This window comes from Zobellia uliginosa, assembly GCF_900156625.1.
Lineage (GTDB): Bacteria > Bacteroidota > Bacteroidia > Flavobacteriales > Flavobacteriaceae > Zobellia > Zobellia uliginosa.
The window spans coordinates 12,519-30,663 of sequence record NZ_FTOB01000006.1 but is presented as its reverse complement, the minus strand read 5'-3'; the positions used below and the strand labels follow the sequence as shown (position 1 = coordinate 30,663).

The following is an 18,145-nucleotide window of genomic DNA, read 5'->3' as shown; positions in this document are numbered from 1 at the left end:
AAACTATACCAATCTAACGCAAATAGTGTACCTAATATTAGAGAAAGTATTCTTAAATAAGAAAAAATGGGGCGGGTCTTGGGGATAAGCGGTAAATCAAGCTGTATACTTGGGTCTTGTAAAAAGTGTTGATAAATTATTTAATAAAGAAGGCGGTATGTGCTTTAAAGGCTATCATTTTATGTATATTGGCATGTTTTTTTTAACTAAAATAATTCTAGGATTTAAAAATGGCAGAAGGAGAAAAATTGATTCCGATTAACATTGAAGAGGAAATGAAATCTGCTTACATCGACTACTCGATGTCGGTCATTGTGTCACGTGCTTTACCTGATGTCAGGGACGGTCTAAAACCGGTTCACAGAAGGGTTCTTTACGGGATGTACGAACTAGGGGTTCGTTCCTCTAGCGCACACAAAAAATCTGCGCGTATCGTGGGTGAGGTTCTGGGTAAGTACCACCCTCACGGTGATACATCGGTATATGACTCTATGGTGCGTATGGCCCAGGAGTGGAGTTTGCGTTACATGCTCGTAGATGGGCAGGGTAACTTTGGGTCGGTAGATGGCGATAGCCCTGCGGCAATGCGTTATACCGAGGCCAGAATGCGAAAAATAGCCGATGACATGTTGGCGGATATCGATAAGGATACCGTCGACCATCAGTTGAACTTTGATGATTCTTTACAGGAACCTACAGTACTTCCCACGCGAGTGCCCAACCTTTTGGTGAACGGTGCTTCGGGTATTGCGGTAGGTATGGCTACCAATATGCCTCCCCACAACCTTTCGGAAGTGGTAGACGGTACGGTAGCATATATTGAAAACAACGATATAGAGATCGATGAGATTATGACCCATATCAAGGCCCCCGATTTTCCTACCGGCGGTGTCATTTACGGTTATGATGGGGTAAAAGAAGCCTTTCATACCGGAAGGGGAAGGATCAAGATCAGGGCCAAGGCCATTGTTGAAGAGGTTCAGGGTAGGGAGTGTATTATCGTAACCGAGATACCTTACCAGATCAACAAGGCCGATATGATCAAGAAAACGGCCGATTTGATCAACGAAAAGAAAATCGATGGGATATCGAGTATCCGTGATGAGTCCGATAGAAACGGAATGCGTATCGTTTATATTTTAAAACGTGATGCTATTCCTAATATCGTACTTAATACCTTGTACAAATACACGGCATTGCAATCTTCCTTCAGTGTCAACAATATCGCACTGGTAAACGGTAGGCCTAGGTTGCTGAACGTAAAGGAAATGATTCATTATTTCGTCGAGCACCGTCACGAAGTGGTGGTAAGGCGAACCAAGTTTGAACTTAAAAAAGCGGAAGATCGTGCCCACATCTTAGAGGGCTTGATCATTGCTTCCGATAATATCGATGAGGTAATTGCCATTATCAGGGCATCGTCCAATGCGGATGAAGCTAGGAATAACCTGATGGAACGCTTTAAGCTGACCGAAATTCAGGCAAAGGCCATCGTTGAAATGAGACTCCGTCAGTTAACGGGTCTTGAACAAGATAAATTACGCTCCGAATACGAAGAAATTCTTGAGACCATAGCGGACCTTAAGGATATCTTGGCCAGAAAAGAGCGCAGAATGGAAATCATCAAAGAAGAACTTCTTGAGATAAAGGACAAGTATGGTGATGAGCGTCGCTCCGAAATCAATTTGGCCGGAGGGGATTTGAGTATCGAAGATATGATCCCTGATGAGCAAGTGGTTATTACCATTTCGCATGCCGGATATATTAAGAGAACACCCGTTTCCGAATATAAAACGCAAAATAGGGGCGGTGTTGGTCAAAAGGCTTCCTCTACGAGGAATGAGGATTTCTTGGAATACCTCTTCGTGGGAACCAATCACCAGTACATGCTCTTCTTTACCCAGAAAGGAAAATGTTTCTGGATGCGTGTCTATGAAATTCCGGAAGGAAGCAGGACTTCAAAAGGTAGGGCCATACAGAACCTTATCAATATAGAGCAAGATGATAACGTCAAGGCCTTTATTTGTACACAAGACCTTAAGGACGAAGAATACGTAAACAGTCATTATGTAATCATGGCCACCAAGAAAGGTGTGGTCAAGAAAACGAGCTTGGAACAATACTCACGCCCACGACAAAATGGTATTAATGCTATCGGTATTCGTGAAGACGATGAGTTGCTAGAAGCAAAATTGACTACGGGAACCAGTCAGATCTTCCTTGGTTTGAAATCAGGTAAAGCCATCCGTTTTGAAGAAAGCAAGACTCGCCCAATGGGTAGAAATGCTTCAGGGGTGCGTGGTATTACCTTGGCAGACGATAAAGATGAGGTTATCGGTATGGTATCCGTACACGATTTGGAAGACAATATCTTGGTCGTTTCCGAGAACGGATACGGAAAACGGTCGAATATTGATGATTACCGAATCACCAACAGAGGTGGTAAGGGGGTTAAGACCATTTCCATTACGGAAAAAACCGGAGGCCTTGTAGCTATAAAGAACGTTTCAGATTCAGATGACCTAATGATCATTAACAAGTCGGGTATAGCCATTCGTATGAGTGTCGAAGACCTACGTGTTATGGGTAGGGCTACCCAAGGGGTGCGTCTCATCAACCTGAAAGGCAACGATTCCATTGCGGCCGTGGCCAAAGTAATGAAGGATGAAGACGATCTTTCGGAAAGTGATGTACTGGATATCGACGTAAACGCCGAAGAAGGTGGCACGGCTCTTGATAATGATGGAGGGGAAGAAACAACGGAAGAATAGATTTGAACTATAATTATAACGCTAATACTTAATTAAATTGAAAATGAAACGTAGATTTTTAATAGTTGCGAGCCTTTGTTTTTGCATGGTGGGATTCGCACAGAAGAACGAAATAAAAGCAGCCGAAAAGGCAATGAAGGCCGGCGATGCGGCATCGGCTAAAAGTGCCCTTGAAGCGGTTTCTGGATCTATCTCCGGAGCTGATGTAAAATTACAGGCCCAGTACTACTTCGTAAGTGGTAAGGCTTATGCCGATTTGGCTAAAAAAGGAGATGGCAGTGCTTTTCAAAAGGCGGCCGATGCCTTTCAAAAAGTCTTGAAGATCGAGGAAGAAAGCGGAAAGAAAAAATATTCTGCCGAAACCCAGCAGCATATGTCGGCTTTGAGTGCCGATTTGGTCAACTCTGCGGTTGAGGATAACGGTAACAAGAAATTCAAGGAAGCTGCCGAGAAATTGTATACCAGCTATAAAATTAGCCCTAAGGATACCTCTTACCTCTATTATGCGGCCAGTAGTGCTGTAAACGGAGGTCACTACGAAGAGGCCTTAAAGTATTACAACGAGCTTCAGGAGATAGGATACGATGGTAGCGGTGTTGTCTACAAAGCTACAAATGTAGAGACCGGTCAGGAAGAGGAAATGGACAAGACCCAGAGAGACCTTATGGTGAAATCTGGAACTTACAAAGATCCCAAAGATGAAAAAACACCATCTAAAAAGGCTGAAATCGTTAAAAATACCGCTTTGATCTATACTCAGTTGGGTCAAGACGATAAAGCATTGGAAGCTTACAAAGTGGCAAGGGCCAACGATCCTAAAGATGTGAACTTGATCTTGAACGAGGCCAACCTATACTACAAGATGGGCGATAAGGACAGGTTTAAGGAGTTGATGGCCGAAGCGGCAGCTGTGGCTCCCGATAATCCAGATTTGCATTATAACATTGGTGTAATCAATATGGAGCAAGGTAACTTGGAAGAAGCAAGGGCTTCTTACAAAAAGGCATTGGAAATCAACCCTGGTTATACCAACGCTCAATTGAACCTTTCTACAACCTATGTAAACGAGGGTAACGGTCTTATCGATGAGATGAACTCATTGGGTAACTCTAAGAAAGATATCGCTCGTTACGACGAATTGAAAGAGAAAAAAGATCAACTTTTTAAAGAAGGGGCCAACATCTTGGAAGACGCTTTAAAAACTAACCCTGATAACCAAGGTATTTTGACCCAATTGAAAAATATCTATGGGGCTATGGGAGACAATGAAAACTTCATGAGAATCAAAAAGATTCTAGGCGAGTAATCGTTATAGCGATACAATATCTAAAATCCCCCAAGGAATTTCCTTGGGGGATTTTTTGTTTATAAGGCTTTCTTGGGAATGGGGAGTGCGTCGATCTATGTCTCGGAAAGAAGGTGAAATAGGATCAGATCGATTTTTTAATGGTCAATTTCAAAAATGGGGAGAGCAGGTGATTTAAGATAAAGGTTGCCTGTTGAACTGTTGTGATTACGATATTTTGTTCTATGGAAAGCGTATGGTCGGGTAGATGCACCTTCATCGGTCGACCGATATGACTGTTGAGACGAGGAGGTACAATAAAACCAAAGAGCGAAGAAGTTGTTCCTTTGAGGTGATTTCGCCCTAGAGGATCCGATTTTTAGTATAGGAAAAGGCTAGATGATCTTTTTAATGACCCTTAGTTTGTGGGAGTAACTACCGTTCTCCGCATTGAAAATTCCCGTGTGGTCGATACGGTCTATGCGGACCTTTCCGTCGACATGGATAATGTAATTGTTTTCCATGATAATGCCTACGTGGTAAATCTCGCCATCGGAATTGTCGAAAAACGCCAGGTCGCCCGCCTCGGTTTCTTCGATAAAGCTTAGGGGATTTCCTTGTTTGGCCTGTTGGTCGGCCTTTCGCAATAAGCGATAACCATTGATTTTATAGACCATTTGGGTAAACCCGGCCGCATCGATGCCGAAGGGTGTTTTTCCGCCCCAAAGATAAGGGGCGTTAAGGTAGAGCAAGGCGGTTTGTATAAGCTGTGTTTTGTCTTTTTGTTGACCGGTAGATTTACCGTCGAACGTATGGGAGAGTACTGCGCAATTGCCGGTAGACGAACCAAGGATGACCGGTAGCAGCACTGAGTTTTCGGTTTCTACAAAGGAGATAAGGTCGGAACTGTAGCCTACCTTATCTGAAGATTCTATGTGGTTATAGGTCTCTTCCGAGATCAAGGTCATCTGATGATTGCTCACCCATCCTTCAAATTTATCAAAGGCCACACGAATGCGGCTCCATGCTTTTCTTCGTTCCAAGACTTTGAAGTGTTCGCCATAGACCAATTGTGAAACCATTTCTGAGGTTTCATCGGCATTTGCGCGAACGGAGACTATACTTAGGGGACAAATTCCGTATTGCATAAGACTGGTTGGTTCGGGTATGGATTATCGTTCTACGATTATTGCAGAAGCGCCACCTCCGCCATTACATATTGCGGCAGCCCCTATTTTGGCATTGTTTTGTTTCAAGACGTTGAGCAGTGTAACGAGGATACGCGCGCCTGAGCAGCCCAATGGATGCCCTAGGGATACCGCTCCTCCGTTTACGTTCACCTTGTCGTCCGTGAGTCCCAATAACTTCATATTGGCCAGCCCGACCACTGAAAAGGCTTCGTTGAACTCGAAAAAGTCGATATCGTTGATTGATATGCCCGCTTTGGCGATGGCCTTTGGAAGGGCCTTTGCCGGTGCGGTGGTAAACCATTTGGGTTCTTGTGCGGCATCGGCATAGCTTTTTATGGTAGCCAAGGGTGTGAGTCCGAGTTCTTTTGCCTTGTCGGCACTCATGAGTACCAAGGCGGCGGCTCCGTCGTTTATCGTGGAAGCGTTCGCGGCGGTAACCGTACCATCTTTGGAGAAGGCCGGACGTAAGGCCGGAATTTTGTCCATTCTAACATTCTTGAACTCTTCGTCCTCGGAAATAATTATAGGTTCCCCACGGCGTTGCGGTACTTCAACGGGAGTCACCTCGTTGCTGAATTTTCCGTCTTTCCATGCGTTTGCCGATCGTTCGTACGATTGTATGGCAAATTGATCTTGGTCTTCCCTAGAGAATTGGTATTCGGTAGCACAGGCATCTGCACAGACTCCCATGGCCTGTTGGTCATATGCGTCGACAAGACCGTCTTTTTGCATTCCGTCCTCTAGGGTTGCGGGACCGAATTTTTGACCGTTTCTCATATGAACGTAATGGGGAATAAGGCTCATGTTTTCCATTCCTCCGGCAACTGCAATGGAAATATCGCCCAAGGCGATTGCCTGAGCGGCCAACATGACCGATTTCATACCCGAGGCACAGACTTTGTTGATGGTAGTGCAGGGGACCGAATCAGGAATGCCCGCAAAGATAGCGGCCTGTCGGGCGGGTGCTTGGCCCGTGCCCGCTTGAACCACATTTCCCATAAAAACTTCTTCTACCGAATTGGGGGCAAGATTGATTTTGGCGAGTGCCGCCTTGATGGCCACAGCGCCCAACTTAGGGGCTGGAATGCTCGATAATCCCCCCATAAAGCTGCCAATTGGAGTTCTTGAGGCAGATACTATAACTACATCGTTCATAATTATACAAGAATTTCTGTTTCGCAAAACTAAGAAATTAATAGGCAAGGTTTTTCGTTGTTGCCAGAAAAGCCTTCCGTAAGTTTATTATTTTCTATTTTTGACTCATATACTAAGCTCATGCGCAAATTTTTGGACAAACTTTTTAAGAACCAATCCCTCCTGTATAAGTATTTTTTGTATTTGGTTTCGGTGGCATGTATTGTTTTTTTCTTTCCTAAGGGAGGAAAGTTCAAGTATGAGTTTCAAAAAGGAAAGCCGTGGCAGTATGAAAACCTCTATGCACCTTTTGATTTTTCCATACAGAAAAGTACCGAAGATATTGCAAAGGAGAAAAACGAACTGTTGAGTAACCAAATCGATTATTATCGATTTGATGAAACGGTAGAAGATACCGTTTTGAAGGCGTACAATGAAAAGTTCACTTCCGTATTCAATGAAGAAAGATATAGTGCGAGTGCCCGTGAAGCTTTGTATTCGGCAGGGAAGGATATTTTAAGGCGCTTGTACAAAACGGGTGTTTTGGAAAAGTTGAACGGAAAGGTTGAAAAACAACGCCTTTACCTGGTAAAAAACAATGAAGCCGAGAGTATACCGCTCAATAGTCTGGTCCGGATAAAGAATTTACGGCCCGTATTGAAAAGAATACTTAGGGAGAAGGACCTTTCCATGTACGAACAGGAATACCAAGGCCTTTTTCTTGATTTGGTAAGGCCCAATGTGGCATATGATAAAAATCTCTCGGAGAAGGCCCTGAACGAAGCCTTGTCGAATATTTCGCACACGCGGGGTACTGTAGATGAGGGGAAACTTATAATAGCTCGGGGGGAAGTGGTGGAGGCCGAGAACCTGAACATCTTAAACTCCCTGAAGACCGAGTACGAGTCTGAGTTATGGACTTCCAATAACTACTATTTTATTTTATTCGGATATACCGTGCTCGTAGCCTTGGTGCTGATGATGCTGTTCCTGTTTTTAAAGAAGTACAGAAGGGAGAATTTCGATAACAATACGAAGGTTACCTTTATATTCTTCAATATTCTTTTTATGGTCTTGGTCACGACCATGGTGGTCAAATATAACGAAGCTTACGTATTCGTGGTTCCGATTTGTATTTTGCCCCTGATTCTAAAAACCTTTTTCGATGCCCGTTTAGGACTGTTCGTTCATGTCTTGACGGTGCTTATACTCGGTTTTGTGGTACCCAATAGCTTTGAGTACATTTTTTTACAGATCATAGTTGGTATTGTTACCATTTTAACGGTATCGGAACTTTATAAGAGGGCCAATCTTTTTATATCGGTCGGTCAGATTACCCTGATCTACGTGGTGGGGTATTTGGCGTTTCACATTATACACGAAGGTAATTTAGACAATATACAGTGGTTTACTTTAGGGCTTTTCTTTTTGAACGGAATGATCACCCTATTTGTGCAGCCTTTGATCTATGTTTACGAGAAGGTGTTTGGACTGGTTTCCGATGTTTCCCTATTAGAGTTGTCCGATACCAATTCGAAGCTGTTGAAAGAACTGTCTAACAAGGCGCCAGGCACGTTTCACCATTCTTTGCAGGTGGCCAACCTAGCGGAAGCCGCAGCCAATGAAATTGGGGCGAATGCCATGTTGGTGAGGGTAGGGGCCCTCTACCATGATATAGGCAAAATGTTGCACCCTACCTATTTTACCGAAAACCAGATTACGAACGTGAATCCCCATGATGAACTTTCACCCAAAGACAGTGGAAAGATTATTATCAACCATGTGATCGACGGTATTGAGTTGGCCAGGAAGAACAATTTGCCCGATCGGGTAATCGATTTTATCAGGTCTCACCACGGTACAACTTTGGTCTATTATTTTTTTAAGAAGCAACAGGAGCTAGAGGAGGGCGTAGACGAATCTTTTTTCAGGTATCCTGGTCCTATACCCTTTTCGAAGGAAACGGCCATTCTGATGATGGCCGATTCGGTAGAGGCGGCATCAAAGAGTTTAAAAAACCCTACTTCGGGAATAATAGAAGAATTTGTAGATAAAATTATAGCGGGACAGATGGCCGCTGGACAATTTTTAAATGCCAATATCACCTTCAAGGAGATAGAAGCCATAAAAAAGATTTTTAAGCAGAAGTTGATCAATATTTATCACCTTCGAGTGGAATATCCTGAATAATAGGGGGGTATGGCGGATTAAAAGTCCGGTTTTTTTTATTTTTGAGAGAAGGAAAATGGCGGCGATAAAACTTCTTGAAAAAAATGTAAAAAATAGTTGCGATCTCGAATTCTAAGCGGTACATTTGCAACCGCAATTTTAGTCATGGAGACGTGCTAAAATAAGTTCTTTGAAGAAATTATTAGGAGAGGTGCCGGAGTGGTAACGGAGCAGATTGCTAATCTGTCGACGCGTAAGTGTCGCATGGGTTCGAGTCCCATTCTCTCCGCAATTTTCTTTGTAATAATAGATAACCGAATTATCGGGGTGTAGCGTAGCCCGGTTATCGCGCCTGCTTTGGGAGCAGGAGGTCGCAGGTTCGAATCCTGCCACCCCGACGAACCTAGAAATAGGTAACAACAAAACACTGTTAATCGTATGATTTTCAGTGTTTTTTTTGTTTTTATGGATTTTAGTTGATGCGAAATGAATCCATTATAAACCAATAAAAAGGTGTGCAATCGTTTACCAAAAATACACTAGCTTTAAAGAGCTTTTTGGGCATGATCTGACTTTCGGCTTTATAAATTATTGCTAGTCAAAAGTCAATGAGACATAAAAGCAAAAAGCACGTTCATAGTGATTTTCTTCACAAGAAAATATAGAAGTAATCTCGACCAACTTGCCTTCTATGTACGTATTACCGTTGCAGTCAAACGGGCCAAAATCAGTTAAAAAGAAGCATTTTGTTATCCAATACAATGGGATGCCACTAAATACAAAGGCGGGGGAAATACAGCTAAGATATGGGTGTCGGTTCGGGTGGCATTGAAATATAAATCGTTTTACTTTTCATCAATTAAACAACAAACTCAATACCCCGCCCGACAGAGCTTCACGCATATTTGTGGCACCGTAGGGGTTGAAAGAGTCCCGAACCCGATATGTCGCATCTTCGTCCCATATAAAGGGATGGTTCGGCATAAGGGAATTACTTTCCATAAAAGAATCGTTTCCTAAAAACAGGTCGATAAAAAAATTGGACTTGTTATCAAAAAAGATGGTCGAATTGGTATACGTATAACCGTTCCTGTCACCTAAATAGTTGTCGTACATATTCGTAGTAGGATTATAGAGCGAAAGGGTTGGTATGTTCTTAGGAAAACTTAAACTTTTAAAATTAAGGGAGTGGTTTGTTGCATTGAAATTTGGAACATGAAAGTGAAATGTCGTTCCCTTTGTGACCAATGAATCTTTTGATTGGGCATAAAGGGATATGCTCAAGAAAAGACATATTGATAATAGTATTGATTTTATACTGTTCATCTTATGACCATTAGTTATAGGCTTAAAGTTCATATTTTAGAGTTGAATAAGTAATGATACATTGTGCTTTAATTTTTCATCTTGTTTAAAACCGATAACCGATTCTCAAATGTAGATTTGCTGCGACCTCTCCTTCATTTTTCATGTACCCAACGCTTTTGGCAAAAATATATCTATACCCTATCCCCACCCCGGTTTTATAGATAAAATGGTTTTCGGTATTTCTTTTTATTCCCCATGTTGGGATTATCGAAACTGTAAGCTCCCCCTAGATAGAACTGCTTCGTTTTCTAAAACTTCATTAAATAATATTTATGGTATTGAAAAATGCCATAAATATCAAGAGATATGCGTTAGTTTGAAAAATAAATTTCATGGAATAAGGCCGTTTTAAAATTATTTTTATGGCGTTTATTCCGTGAAATTTGTTATTGAAAACTGGTTTACAGTTAGCTTTTACTTTTTTAAATAGGGTAGAAAGTTATTTGTTAATTAATTTAAAAGTACGTATGTAATCTACGTAGCAAGTTCTATCTTTTAAACTGGCACTTGCCACTTTACCACCATCTGCAGGAATAGGATTCCAATCGTAACTCTCTATAGAAAATTGTAAATACATTTGTTGATTGAATGGAACAGGAGGCCTTAAAGTGTATTGTTCTTTTCCATCTAGGAAGAAAACAAGTTCTGTAGCACTTTTCCACCAAAAACCATAAACATAATACCTTTCATGATTTTTAGTACGGGTCGTTACCGCTCCTTGAGCTCTTTCTGAATCCTCCTGGCATTTATTTTCTCTACGGATAGCATTTGAATGGTAAATTTCATCCCATTTTGCTCTTTTTGCCCATTCTGCGGTTAACGGCGTGAGAACCCCTACAGACTCTGTAATGTCAATTTCATGTTTTTTATTACAATTATTATTAAAGCCCATTAGCCAAAAGCCGCCACCCATTTCTGTTTTGCTCATTTTCATTCTACATTCATAGTAGTTTCCTACTGTAGAGGTTACTTTAGAACGCAAAATACCTCCATAATAGGTATAAGTTAATGGTTCTCCATAAGGACTTATTGTTTTTGGTTTTCCAAGTTTCCCTACTTCAATAGTCATTTTACCATTATTTGCTTTTATTCTTTTGGATTGGAATAAAGCGGGTAAACGACCAGGCCATTTTAAGTGAGGATGGGCGTTCGGGTCTGTATACCATTTTTCTAAGTTTATTTCGTTGTCACTAAACTCATCGGTTAATTTGTAAACAGTTTTCCATTTTTTTCCGTTTGGCGTGGGGTTTGTTCCAACAAAATATGGTTTTTTTTCAACTTTTTGACTAGTTAATGTAGCGCTATCGATTTCTGCTTCGATTTCTTCAATGTCGGAACTTTTATCGGCACTGCACGACATAAGCCCCAATAGTACAAATAAATACAAAAACTTTTTTTGATTTTTTAGCATAATTTTCCGTTCTTAATGTAAGATTTAGATTACGGTTAAATTATGCTTTTTTTTTAAATAAAAGATTAGATATGTTTTTTTTTAACATAACATATTAACAAAGCGGTGTATATTTATCGCGAAAAAACACTTTTTAGTTAGTTGTATGCTGTTGTGAAGGCTTTATTTTTAGGGAAGGCTACATGATGAAAGCGTCAGCGTTCCGAATACGGGTTCCTCCGCACTCTGTCATTTGCCTTTTATATACCTGCCCTGACCGCACCTGTTTGATGTTATGCTAGTACTGGCCCCGTAATAGGTGACGCTGAACTTTTTTTCCTGTGATTGATGCCCTCTCTCTTTGAATCTGACAACTTAAAAATTGGTCATTATAGCGTTTAGGGCTTTTTAAACCGTAGTTGCTTACATCATTACTCAACAAAAGGTAGGTTCATTGGGCAATCCATAAAATAAATCCAAGAACCATCTTTTCTCTGTTTTAGTACTTCGGTAGATTCTCCTTCACTAACTATGTTTCCGTTTGTATCTTTAATATGCCATTTTCAGTTTCGAATTCTTTTTTAATTTCAAGTTCATTTTTCAATTTACCCAACCATATATTTAGGCCAGAATTGGAAAACAAGAAATCCCAAGCCTTTTCACTCGAAACACGAAAAGTTTTCCTAATTCCAAATTGAAATCCTACATCTTTGGTTTTTCCGATTTAATTTTCCATTTTCTTATTTTTTTCGCTTGTAATACAATTGCACCAATCCCGTATCAAATGTTTTGGCACTTCATAGCTATGTTTTATACACGTTGCTGTAAATAGTGCTTTCTAAATAGGTTTTTATTCCGACTTTTTATCTGTTATAATTCAGTCAATTTTTTTCAGAGCAAACCGAAACATAATAATTGTCTAAATCTCGAATTGAAAATTCCATTCTTCCTGAATTCGGGTTTAATTTCGGCTCGTTTTCAATTCTCGCGTTTAGTTTTTTGGCGTTATCCCAAATCGGCTCAATATTGTCGACCAAAAAATATAAAATCAGCCCATTTCCCGCATTTTTTGGGTCGGTAAAAGTTGGATGTTCGTGTTCGCCCCATTTATGCAGAGACAGGATTTGTTCACCACTTTTGTCAGCTAGAATTTCAAATACACTTCCTCCGTGATTACTTACGCAGCCTAATAATTTTTGATAAAATTCCGAGCTTTTTTCTACGTTGTCAACCGCAATAATAGGTTCCGTCTTTATCATCTTATTGTACTTTATTTTGAGTTTAAATATTTATTTCGCAATCCAATCGGCTTTTGTTGTCTATTGGTCATTTTATTTTTCACTTTATAAGTGGTCAATAGGTAATGTAATCAAAACGATATTTTTCAATTTTAGAAAAGATTTGAAAATCGTAATTTGGACCAACCTTCCAGCCGTTTTGTAGTTTATTTTTTTCGCTTGTAATACAACTGCACCAATCCCGTATCAAATGTTTTGGCACTTATAAATTCCAATAGTTGCTCTGGTCTACCTTCTTTAAACAATCTTGTACCATTACCTACAAGAATGGGCACAATGGAAATAGTAAGTTCGTCTATGAGATCGTTTTTAAGTAGTTCGTTAACCACTTCGGCACCACCATCACAATAAATATCCTTTCCCGCTTCGCTCTTAAACTTGGTTACAAGGTCTTTTATGTTACCTGTATGAAATTTAATTCTACCGTTATCAGAACGTTCTGTTCTTGTCATGACATACACATCCCTTTCTCCATTGTCGTAGTGGGAAGCACCAATCTCTTTTACCACATAATCATAGGTTTTACGGCCAATTATAATAGTATCTATGGTTGAAGTAAATGCGGCATAACCATAATCTTCCCCTTCTTTTTCAACTGACTTTAAAAAACTAAGGTCATCATTGGGTTGGGCTATAAATCCGTCTAAACTGGTTGCTATAAATAGTTTTATTTTTCTCATTTGGGGTGCAATTTTAGTTTTCTGCAAAAATAGGAAGTTGCCTATAGACTTTCTTTGGAAAAAAACGACATTTTAAAGTTCGGAGGGTAAATACCCTGTATGACGTTTTATGGCATTGGTGAGATGGGAATGGTCATAATATCCACATTCAAATGCAATATCCAATAATGAGGTGTGTTCCTTTTGTGATGCGATTAAATTTAACGCGTATTGTAGACGAATTATGTTTGCGTATTCTTTTGGGGTCAAGCCTATAAAGCTGTTAAACAACCTTTCCAATTGCCTTATTGAAATGCCATTTTGTTTTGATAGTTCATCAATGGTAATTAAGCCCCTTGATACCTGTATGTCATTTATGACCGAACTTAATCTTGCGGCCTTATGATTTTTTCTATCCGTAAAAAATTGATTTAAATAATTGGTGTAGTCATCCTTAAAAAAACGTTCTCTATCAAAAGATAGATTTTTGTCAAATAGAATGGTGTTATTTTTTATCTCGTTGAGAGAGGTAAAAGAGAAAAATGATCCAAAAGCGGAAGGTTTAAGACAAACTCCTATAAGGTGTGTATTTTCATTGATGTAACTTTCTTTAAAAGTAGTCATAGCACCTACTACGTAGGTTTTACCGTGCTCCATTTTTACAGCACCATTATCGGTAGTGCAGCTATCTCCAAGGTTCATAATCAAACCTGGGCAACCATCAGGAAAAATACGTTCCCAATGATTACTTGATGTATCACCTCTTAATTCCCAATAGTTGTGAATTTCATTTTGGAGATTATGACTTGGATTAACTTCTTTATACACCATTGATAAAACTATAAGACGTTAATTATTGTTTAACTTGTTTTGTTCTAATTTCTAAAGTTATTCATTTTTTTCAACCTCACTTTCTATAAGTTCTATAGCAATTTTGAGAGCCTCAATTCTATTCTTTAGCAAAGTATGTTGTGATGTTCTATTCGTAAGTTTTAGCATGGACTTTTCACATTTATGTAATAGCGACTCAATAACTGTTGTGGCTTGTATTAATTTGTCTTTAGGATAGTTTTTCATATCTAATTGGATGTTTTAGACTTTTCTGTCATTTAAACCTTTTCCCTCCAGTATTTTAGGAATTGACTTTTCAATTCTTGAAATCCGTGTTTTGGATTGCTTTGCCTGTGAAAAGTAGAGTAAATACCCTCTTTGTCTTCCTGGGGTCAGGTTATAAAATGCGGTTTCTAATTCAGGATTGTTTTCAAATGTTTCGTCAAGTTCGTGAGGTACTTTATATTCAGAAGTCTTTTTCATTTTTACTTCCAGTCCTGTTTTTTCGACTTCGATAGCTTCAAAAATATAGGTTTTAATAATGGTCTTTAAGTCAATAACTTCTTGTTTGTTGATGAATCGAATTTGACGAGCTGACTGAACGTTTTCGGTTTGTTGAATTAAAAGGCTGTTAGCATCATTCAGTAAAGCTCCTTTATGAAATAATAAGGCACAATACTCCTTAAAACCGTGAATAAGTACAATGTTTTTACCTTGAAAAGTATAACAAGGATGCATCCATTTAAAATCCTCTTCGAGACCACATTCTAAACAGATTTCTCGCAATATAATGGTTTCTTCTTTCCAGTTCTTTATCTTTTCGATGTATCGGTCTACTTTTTCCATATTTAACTTATTTTCTTAAAAATATTCGCTTGCGGTTTTCAGGACGCAAATACCAGGATAAAACTGTTACCATCATTAATATTAACGAAGGAAGTGCATCTGTAAATGATTGATTAACTGCTAAATGGGAAATGAATGCTCCTGACATTACAAAGAAAAAACCTGCATACGCCCATTCTTTTAAGAGTGGATATTTAAGAATGAGAATGGCAATGACACCTAGTATTTTCCAGGCTCCAAGAATACTTAATAAGTATAAGGGATAACCCAACTCTGTCACAATTTCGTTATAGCCCCCAATTTGAAATAATTGCTGTATTCCACCAGCTAACATTCCAAAGGAAAGAAAGATTGTAACTACCCAATACACTATTTTATTTCTATTTTTCATTTTGAATTACATTAAGTTTTTCAGAATTTCCTCGAGTCTGTTATGGGCCATATTTAGGCCATATGCAAATGGTAATTTCAGCTGCTTTGCTCGGTGTTTCTCTGATTTGTAAATAATCTGTATGGTTAACTTACTTTTATTTGCAGTGACTTTTTCAAAATTTAAAAACTCCAACTGTATGCCTATCGGCATATTCTCCATTTCAAAAGTTCTAACTATTTCTTGATTGGGAACTACTTTATGTATGGTTCCATTAGCTTTAAATATCACATTTCCTTCGTGTGAGGTTTCAAAAGCATAGCTCCCGTGATCCCTGTTTTCCAACTTTATCACTTTTGTTCCCATCCATTGTGCTACAAATTCTGCTTCGGTATAGGCTTTGTAAACAAGTTCTACTGGAAGATCGAATTCTCTAGTAATGGTTAGCTCTTGCTTACCTTCTAGGGCATTGATTTTTGTTTTTTGGTCCATAGCTTATTTTTTATTCGATTGGTAATTCTTCATAACTGCTTCTAAATTATTAAACCTATTATCCCACAGTTTTCTAAAAGGCTCAATAAAATCGGCAATTTGTTTCATTCCGTTTGGGTTAAGATGGTAGTAGATTTCTCGCCCTTTTTGTTCCTGTTCCAAAATTTCACATTCGGTAAGAATTTGGATGTGTTTGGAAATAGTTTGTCTTGAATAGTCAAAGTTTTCGGCAATAGCACTTGGTGTCATTGCGCTTGTCGCGACCAATGTTATAATGGTTCTTCGTGTTGGGTCGGCTATGGCTTGAAAAACGTCTCTTCTTAATTTCATTACGCAGTTATTTGACTGCAAATATAAGTGCAGTTATTTAGTTGCGCAAATAATTCTTGGTTAAATTACTAAAAGCAGGTGATGAAATTGAGAAAGGTTAAACAAAAAAATAGCACATATTAGTAGACTTAATACTATGTTAATAATCGATAAGTTCTATTTGAATATTATTGCTATTTCCATAATCAATGATTCTTGATATGTGAATAGAATTATCGCTTTCAATCCTTAATACTTTATCACAATCCTCTAAATCAAAATTAATAATATAATCAGGATATAACTGATTGAGGTCATTTACTATTTTGTTAGCTAACTGTTGGCTGCCGACATTCGTTTTAAAAATCTCAACGATGGTAGAGGTAGTATTTAGTTGCTCATTAGTTTTCATTTTCTTCGAGCGATTTATACTTCCAAACAGTAGGAGGTAATGGCATTTATTTTTTCGCCCTTTGTGCTTTGAAAAATATAAAAATCTGAAAATGCATATCGCTTCCCGTTTTCCATGGTCATCCATCCATTTGCAGCCCCTTCCTTTCCATGGGACAGTATTTGGTCTAATATCAGTTCTGAGGCTTTGACGGATTGTATTTTTTCCAACTCCTCGGCAAACACTTCTATTCCTTCAATTGTCTTGTCCCCGATAATGTTCCAAACTATATCATCCGTAACATTTTCAATTAAAAAGGCTATATCTCCTTTGGCAAAGGCAATATTAAACTGTTTTAGAAATTCCATTTTGGGCGAATTGCCACAATTGGGACTGGATATTATTTTGGTCATTTAGAGTCATTTTAATATTCCCTAGTTCATCGAATGAAATCCAATGGAGTTCCCTTCTGTATCTTTAATAATGGAAATAAATCCGTGTTCACCAATAGCCATTTTGGGTTGAATAACTTCGGCTCCGTTTTCAGCTGCCCTATTTTCTAAAATCTTACAATCTTCACAACCAAAATAAACGAGACTTCCATTGGCCGAGGGCTTTACGGCTTCCATTTTTACCAAAGCACCATTTGCTCCATAGTTTTCCATATCTCCCCGAAAGCCTTTCATTTGAATAGAACCATTTGTTGGGTCGCTCATATCTTCCAAGGTAACTTGAAGTACATTTTGGTAAAACGTTGCAGCTCTATCTATGTCATTTACATAAATTTCAAACCACACTACAGGATTAAATTTTTTCATCTTTTATATTTTCTAATTGCTATGATTACAAAAATGAAAAAAGGAAAGCTAAAAAAACTTGTCCTATGGCAAGTTCTCTGTTTGAGATAATACTTCTTTTCTTATCCTGCTTAAAGAAGTGTCGGTAACCCCTAAATAAGTAGCAATGTGTTTTAAGGCGACCTCTTTAATAATTTGTGGCTTATCTTTCACCAGGTTTAAATAGCGTTGTGTGGCACTTTGTACGTGCATATTAACGGCACGGTGTTTTGCCATAAAAAGTTGGTGGGACATCCAGTTACGACCCCATTCAGTAAAACCTCCAATAGTCCCATATAACCTTTGAAAATCATTAAACTCGATTTTATAAATTTCACAGTCCGTTAATGCCTGAATGGTTTCTTTTGAAGGTGTGCGAAGAAATAAAGAAGCTACTTCAATGAGGATGTCATTAGGGCCAAAAAAATCGGTCGTAATTTCATTACCATTATAATCAATAACAAATGAACGAAACATTCCTTTTTTTATTAAATAATAGGCGTTACTAACTTTACCTTCTTTAAGTATGGTTTCGTTTTTTGAAAACTCAACTTCCGTATGGGCATTAATAATGCTTTTATAATCCTCTTTTTTAATATTAGGGTGATTGTATATGCTTTCAAAAAAGGAGATTTTCATTCTTTTACATTTTGTTTAAAAATAATAAAATAGAATCTGCTAAGTTCTAAGAATGTAGGGTTTATGCTTATTTTTTGATCTTTTTGTTTTCAAAAGTCTCATCGCATTCTATGTTACCTTGCTTGTCATAACGAATCCAACGACCATTTTTCGTCCCCTTTTTAAAG

The 18,145-nt window shown here is 38.7% G+C and carries 20 protein-coding genes and 2 tRNA genes; 5 read left to right on the top strand and 17 right to left on the bottom strand.

Going from position 1 to position 18,145, the window contains the following annotated elements:
• Positions 1-230: 230 nt before the first annotated feature.
• Together gyrA and BW980_RS17835 are read left to right on the top strand one after the other, a co-directional pair.
• Positions 231-2,771: a DNA gyrase subunit A gene (gene gyrA / locus BW980_RS17840; RefSeq protein ID WP_076456529.1), complete on the top strand. Its 2,541-nt coding sequence runs from the start codon at positions 231-233 to the stop codon at positions 2,769-2,771.
• A gap of 43 nt (positions 2,772-2,814) precedes the next feature.
• Positions 2,815-4,077 (top strand): tetratricopeptide repeat protein, encoded by a 1,263-nt coding sequence (locus BW980_RS17835; protein WP_076456528.1) that lies wholly within the window; start codon positions 2,815-2,817, stop codon positions 4,075-4,077.
• Positions 4,078-4,201: 124 nt separating this feature from the next.
• On the opposite strand, the gene BW980_RS22960 is transcribed toward BW980_RS17835, so the two are convergent.
• From BW980_RS22960 to BW980_RS17825, 3 genes are all read right to left on the bottom strand, one after another.
• Positions 4,202-4,336: a hypothetical protein gene (locus BW980_RS22960; RefSeq protein ID WP_262508154.1), complete on the bottom strand. Its 135-nt coding sequence runs from the start codon at positions 4,334-4,336 to the stop codon at positions 4,202-4,204.
• A gap of 115 nt (positions 4,337-4,451) precedes the next feature.
• Positions 4,452-5,204: a C40 family peptidase gene (locus tag BW980_RS17830; protein ID WP_013991849.1), complete on the bottom strand. Its 753-nt coding sequence runs from the start codon at positions 5,202-5,204 to the stop codon at positions 4,452-4,454.
• Between the two features lie 24 nt (positions 5,205-5,228).
• Positions 5,229-6,401, bottom strand: coding sequence for an acetyl-CoA C-acyltransferase (locus tag BW980_RS17825; protein WP_076456527.1), 1,173 nt, complete (start codon positions 6,399-6,401; stop codon positions 5,229-5,231).
• Between the two features lie 120 nt (positions 6,402-6,521).
• Between BW980_RS17825 and BW980_RS17820 the strand changes: the two genes are divergently transcribed.
• The 3 genes from BW980_RS17820 to BW980_RS17810 all read left to right on the top strand — a co-directional run bounded on the left by BW980_RS17820 (position 6,522) and on the right by BW980_RS17810 (position 8,947).
• Complete coding sequence (locus tag BW980_RS17820) at positions 6,522-8,570, top strand: HD family phosphohydrolase (protein WP_076456526.1); 2,049 nt, start codon at positions 6,522-6,524, stop codon at positions 8,568-8,570.
• A 184-nt stretch (positions 8,571-8,754) separates the two neighbouring features.
• Positions 8,755-8,838: transfer RNA gene (locus BW980_RS17815), tRNA-Ser, on the top strand.
• Positions 8,839-8,872: 34 nt separating this feature from the next.
• Positions 8,873-8,947: transfer RNA gene (locus BW980_RS17810), tRNA-Pro, on the top strand.
• Positions 8,948-9,404: 457 nt separating this feature from the next.
• On the opposite strand, the gene BW980_RS17805 is transcribed toward BW980_RS17810, so the two are convergent.
• The 14 genes from BW980_RS17805 to BW980_RS17730 form a co-directional block, all read right to left on the bottom strand.
• A complete protein-coding gene (locus BW980_RS17805) occupies positions 9,405-9,833 on the bottom strand; it encodes a hypothetical protein (protein ID WP_076456525.1) in 429 nt (142 codons plus the stop codon).
• Between the two features lie 523 nt (positions 9,834-10,356).
• Complete coding sequence (locus tag BW980_RS17800) at positions 10,357-11,328, bottom strand: LamG domain-containing protein (protein WP_083690524.1); 972 nt, start codon at positions 11,326-11,328, stop codon at positions 10,357-10,359.
• Between the two features lie 860 nt (positions 11,329-12,188).
• Positions 12,189-12,566 carry a VOC family protein gene (locus BW980_RS17790; RefSeq protein ID WP_076456524.1) on the bottom strand — a complete coding sequence of 126 codons (378 nt, stop codon included), beginning with the start codon at positions 12,564-12,566 and terminating at the stop codon, positions 12,189-12,191.
• Positions 12,567-12,751: 185 nt separating this feature from the next.
• A complete protein-coding gene (locus BW980_RS17780) occupies positions 12,752-13,285 on the bottom strand; it encodes a dihydrofolate reductase family protein (RefSeq protein WP_076456522.1) in 534 nt (177 codons plus the stop codon).
• A 72-nt stretch (positions 13,286-13,357) separates the two neighbouring features.
• Positions 13,358-14,095: a helix-turn-helix transcriptional regulator gene (locus BW980_RS17775; RefSeq protein ID WP_076456521.1), complete on the bottom strand. Its 738-nt coding sequence runs from the start codon at positions 14,093-14,095 to the stop codon at positions 13,358-13,360.
• Positions 14,096-14,152: 57 nt separating this feature from the next.
• Positions 14,153-14,341, bottom strand: a complete 189-nt coding sequence (locus BW980_RS17770; protein WP_076456520.1) for a hypothetical protein — start codon at positions 14,339-14,341, stop codon at positions 14,153-14,155.
• A 15-nt stretch (positions 14,342-14,356) separates the two neighbouring features.
• Positions 14,357-14,941, bottom strand: a complete 585-nt coding sequence (locus BW980_RS17765) for a YdeI/OmpD-associated family protein (RefSeq protein ID WP_076456519.1) — start codon at positions 14,939-14,941, stop codon at positions 14,357-14,359.
• Between the two features lie 7 nt (positions 14,942-14,948).
• Complete coding sequence (locus tag BW980_RS17760; RefSeq protein WP_076456518.1) at positions 14,949-15,332, bottom strand: DoxX family protein; 384 nt, start codon at positions 15,330-15,332, stop codon at positions 14,949-14,951.
• A 6-nt stretch (positions 15,333-15,338) separates the two neighbouring features.
• Positions 15,339-15,803 (bottom strand): SRPBCC domain-containing protein, encoded by a 465-nt coding sequence (locus BW980_RS17755; RefSeq protein WP_076456517.1) that lies wholly within the window; start codon positions 15,801-15,803, stop codon positions 15,339-15,341.
• A 3-nt stretch (positions 15,804-15,806) separates the two neighbouring features.
• Positions 15,807-16,133, bottom strand: coding sequence for an ArsR/SmtB family transcription factor (locus BW980_RS17750; RefSeq protein ID WP_076456516.1), 327 nt, complete (start codon positions 16,131-16,133; stop codon positions 15,807-15,809).
• Positions 16,134-16,272: 139 nt separating this feature from the next.
• On the bottom strand, positions 16,273-16,524 hold the full coding sequence (locus BW980_RS17745) for a hypothetical protein (RefSeq protein WP_076456515.1): 252 nt from the start codon (positions 16,522-16,524) through the stop codon (positions 16,273-16,275).
• A gap of 14 nt (positions 16,525-16,538) precedes the next feature.
• Positions 16,539-16,916: a nuclear transport factor 2 family protein gene (locus BW980_RS17740; protein ID WP_076456514.1), complete on the bottom strand. Its 378-nt coding sequence runs from the start codon at positions 16,914-16,916 to the stop codon at positions 16,539-16,541.
• Positions 16,917-16,937: 21 nt separating this feature from the next.
• A complete protein-coding gene (locus tag BW980_RS17735; RefSeq protein ID WP_076456513.1) occupies positions 16,938-17,321 on the bottom strand; it encodes a VOC family protein in 384 nt (127 codons plus the stop codon).
• 63 nt (positions 17,322-17,384) lie between these two features.
• On the bottom strand, positions 17,385-17,978 hold the full coding sequence (locus tag BW980_RS17730) for a Crp/Fnr family transcriptional regulator (RefSeq protein ID WP_076456512.1): 594 nt from the start codon (positions 17,976-17,978) through the stop codon (positions 17,385-17,387).
• Positions 17,979-18,145 lie beyond the last annotated feature (167 nt).